This window comes from Streptomyces kebangsaanensis (assembly GCF_001906585.1).
Taxonomy (GTDB): Bacteria; Actinomycetota; Actinomycetes; order Streptomycetales; family Streptomycetaceae; genus Streptomyces; species Streptomyces kebangsaanensis.
On sequence record NZ_JUJA01000163.1, the window covers coordinates 289,488 to 292,646 of the forward strand.

The window sequence follows — 3,159 nt, forward strand, 5'->3', positions numbered from 1 at the left end:
TTTAAGCAGCCACTTTGAGGCGAGCCTCTAAGATCATGGCCCCAACGTCGTGCTTTACCGGGCAGGTCCACAGACTGCCCGACGCGCCGGAAGCTTACGGGGCCATGATCACTCGCCCCAAAGCAGCTCCAGCCCAAAGCCACTCCACCGACCTGGTCGCTGAACCCGAATGCCGTCGTCTACGAAAAAAGGCATCCCTCTCAGTGGCAGTTTGTGCAATCATTTCAAGATGCCCCATGTTGAGCTAATTCAGCAAGAGCGTACGTCCGGATCTAGCGTTTACGGAAAGGTGACCTTGACCAACAGAGTCACGCTGATGTACGAGACGAACGGGGTCGATTTCACCATCAACTGGAATCCCGAAATTGAAGGGAGTGTACCGCCCGTCGAACTAGCGGAGGAAGTCGCAGAGCTCGTCGGCTATGACGTAACCATTTACTTCTCCGATGGCCCTGAAGGGAAGCAGCCAGGGATACATGTATACAGCAGCCCCGAGAAGGAGTCGGAAATACTCCTGGTTGTGCGCCTACATGAGGCTTCCCAAGCGCAGGAAGTGGAAGCATACGTCTCTCACTTCCTTCGAAGGCGCGGCGNCCGTACTGAAATGCTTTCGGTATTCGGATGGCGACGGGTCTTACTGGAATCTAACCTGCCGCGGAATCGGGGGTAGCTCGATAACCATGCGATCCCTGTTTGATGCAGCACTCGCCTTGCAGCAGAGCACGATGAAATCGCTAGAAGTCCAACTAGAGTCTGCCATGGATGCCTTGGAGGCCCTCAAGAACGGTGAGGTCTGGAGATNAACGAGTGGCTGGAGGTCAAGTCTCAGTTGCCCGACCTCAGCAAGTCAGCGGGAAAGTTCACGCTGGCCAAAGACGTCGCCCAGTTTGCAAATTCGCGACTTGGTGGAATTTTGGTGTACGGAATGTTCACCAAAAACAAGGGGAATGGGGATGAGGTTTGCAGGATCGCCCCAATCTCCGTAGATGAACGACTGAAGAAGTCAATTGAAGCAGTGCTTCGAAACCAGATACATCCGGCGATTGCCAATCTTCACATTTACTCGGTCAGTATAGACGGGGGGAATTTGCTTTACTTCCACGTCCCGGCTCAATCGGATCCCGCTAAACCGTTCATCGTGGAGGGATCTGGAATCGTCGAGCTCGGAAAGGGAAGCGTCTTTGCTGTCCCGATTAGGAATGGTGGTCAAGCGATCCAAATTACGGGGAAATCTCTGCACGCGCTCCTAGCAGGAAAAATCTCTCTGTCGGGATAGCATTTACAGGCCCCTACTCACCCCGCTCCAGCGGTGTCCACGTAACAACAGGGCCCCCAACCTCTGGGCACGCTTTGCAGCGAACATGCGAGCGCCTTCCCGGACCGTCCTGGGGCCGTGGAAGGGCGCTCAACGATGACCAACGCCGACAACTGGCGACAGCTCAGCAGCAGGTCAGGACGTTGATCGAGAAGGCGGCCGCAGGTCACGGCCGCCGTTGATCAGTTGTGGCTGATCAGACCGGGATCCAGTCAGGCCACTGCGGCGGGACGTTGCTCACGGGGCAGAGGCCGGAGTCGCCGGGATAGCCGTCCAGCGTCCCTCGGGTCGCGAAGAACCACCATGCCAGGCACACCGTCGCGACAACCACCAGCAGCGTTGGCAGTGAGACGCGAACCGCCGTTGGCGCGCGAAGCACCAGCTGACGGCCGATGGCCCGCGCCACGAGCCCAACGAGCGCTTCGACCCCTACGACCAGAGGGAGCAAGAAGTTGAGTTCGAAGCGTCCGCCGGCGTCGTAACCCGCGTCGCAGTACGCGCGCGCCCAGACGGTCAGCGACCAGGCGACGCAGCCCATGGCAGCCCCGAACAATGCGGAGCCCGCCCAAGGGAAAGGGACTGCTGCACGGTGTGGTGACATCTGATCTGGCTTGCCCGTGGGGCGGCCTGGAAGGATGTTGCTGTGCCTGTTCCCTATCCCGAAGAGTTCCGTGACGACGTCGTGCGCGTGGCCCGCAACCGCGAGAAGGGCGTCACCCTTGCGCAGATCGCGAAGGACTTCGGCGTCCATGAGATGACGCTGTCGAAGTGGCTGCGCCAGGCCGCCGTGGAGGACGGCGAGAAGCCTGGTGTCACCAGGTCCGAGTCGGCGGAGAACCGTGAGCTGAAGAAGCGGATCCGGCTGCTGGAGCAGGAGAACGAGGTCCTGCGCCGCGCGGCGGCCTACCTGTCGCAGGCGAACCTGCCGGGAAAAGGCTCTACCCGCTCGTGAGAGAGCTCGCCGCCGACAAGATCCCGGTCGCGGTCGCGTGCCGGGTACTGGGGCTTGCTCGCCAGCACTACTACCGGTGGCTTCGCCGGCCGGTGACCGAGGCCGAGATCACCGAGGCCCACCGGGCGAACGCGCTGTTTGACGCCCACCGCGACGATCCCGAGTTCGGCTACCGGTTCCTCGCCGGGGAAGCCGAGACGGCAGGCGAGCGGATGAGTGAACGGACCGCGTGGCGGATCTGCCGGGACAACGCCTGGTGGTCAGTGTTCGGGAAGAAGCGGTCGAAGAACGGCAAGCGACCCGGGCCGCCGGTGCACGACGACCTTGTCCGGCGTGACTTCACCGCGAACGCGGTGAACGAGCTGTGGCTGACGGACATCACCGAACATGCCACCGGAGAGGGCACGTTGTACCTGTGTGCGGTCAAGGACGCCTGCTCCGGCCGGATCGTCGGTTACTCGATCGGCAGCCGGATGCAGGCACGGCTCGCGGTGAACGCGCTGGACAACGCCGCCGCACGCAGAGGCGTGGTGGCCGGCTGCGTCGTCCACTCCGACCGCGGCTCGCAGTTCAGGTCCCGGAAGTTCATCCACGCCCTGAACCGTCACGGCCTGGTCGGATCGATGGGAAGGGTCGGCGCCGCCGGTGACAACGCGGCCATGGAGTCGTTCTTCGCACTCCTGCAGAACAACGTCCTGGACCGCCGCACCTGGACCACCCGAGAAGCGCTCCGCACCGCGATCGTCATCTGGATCGAACGGACCTACCACCGGCGTCGCCGACAACTACGGCTGGGCCGATTGACCCCCATCGAGTTCGAGACCACCATGAAGCCCGCCGCAGCCCTCGCGGCATGAAACCCGACTGTCACCCATCCGTGCAGCAGTCCCAA

3 protein-coding genes are annotated in these 3,159 nt (G+C 61.8%); 2 read left to right on the plus strand and 1 reads right to left on the minus strand.

The features are described 5' to 3' along the window. The first annotated feature begins 811 nt into the window (after positions 1–811). On the plus strand, positions 812–1,276 hold the full coding sequence (locus tag RH94_RS46855) for an AlbA family DNA-binding domain-containing protein (RefSeq protein ID WP_407697392.1): 465 nt from the start codon (positions 812–814) through the stop codon (positions 1,274–1,276). A 235-nt stretch (positions 1,277–1,511) separates the two neighbouring features. On the opposite strand, the gene RH94_RS33015 is transcribed toward RH94_RS46855, so the two are convergent. Beyond that, the gene (locus RH94_RS33015; protein ID WP_234426194.1) at positions 1,512–1,853 is read right to left on the minus strand and encodes a hypothetical protein; all 342 of its coding nucleotides are present in this window, start codon (positions 1,851–1,853) and stop codon (positions 1,512–1,514) included. A gap of 105 nt (positions 1,854–1,958) precedes the next feature. Between RH94_RS33015 and RH94_RS33025 the strand changes: the two genes are divergently transcribed. Continuing rightward, positions 1,959–3,124 (plus strand): IS3 family transposase gene (locus RH94_RS33025; RefSeq protein WP_234425562.1). Its coding sequence is split into 2 segments (ribosomal slippage): positions 1,959–2,243 and positions 2,246–3,124, totalling 1,164 coding nucleotides; the frame shifts between segments, so codons are not numbered across the junction. Positions 3,125–3,159: the final 35 nt, after the last annotated feature.

Excerpts from the sequence above, each read along its gene's own strand:
- RH94_RS33015 (WP_234426194.1), bottom strand. The coding sequence starts at position 1,853 with ATGGGCTGCGTCGCCTGGTCGCTGACCGTCTGGGCGCGCGCGTACTGC.